Genomic DNA, 415 nt, shown 5'->3' on the forward strand with positions numbered 1-415 from the left:
CCTTAGTAGGGTTATCCACGAGCACTTCATCACCGGCAAGGCAGCCATAAATTTCCCGAGACCTCACATCACTTCGGGTGGATGGCACTACCTAGCATATTGGAACAGCGAGGTCGGTGAGGCCAAGGTGTCGCTTGCTGGTATCCACTACCCCGACACGGCATTTTGCTTTGGTGACACGGGCATCTTGAACGCCACCGATGAACTAGAGCGGAGGGGGTGGAAGACCGATCACCAGATCTATATGGCCGATCACTTCCGCGCGACCGGAGATATGGTTCTCAAGTGGGTGCTCGGCCGCTCAGAGTTTTGCAACGTCGAGCTGTCAGAATGGTTTCCGGACGATCATGATTTAGATGCCATGGTCGGAATGCTCAGAGGAGCCATCAACAAGCTGGAAAACGTTCAAGGTGAT

General features: G+C 53.7%; 1 protein-coding gene. It reads left to right on the top strand.

Translation table 11 applies throughout. The features are described from left to right. Positions 1-415 (top strand): hypothetical protein (locus tag KMS84_RS39170; RefSeq protein ID WP_256921365.1); only part of this gene is annotated, 415 nt, incomplete at both ends.

Source organism: Streptomyces hilarionis (genome assembly GCF_024539675.1).
Lineage (GTDB): Bacteria > Actinomycetota > Actinomycetes > Streptomycetales > Streptomycetaceae > Streptomyces > Streptomyces hilarionis.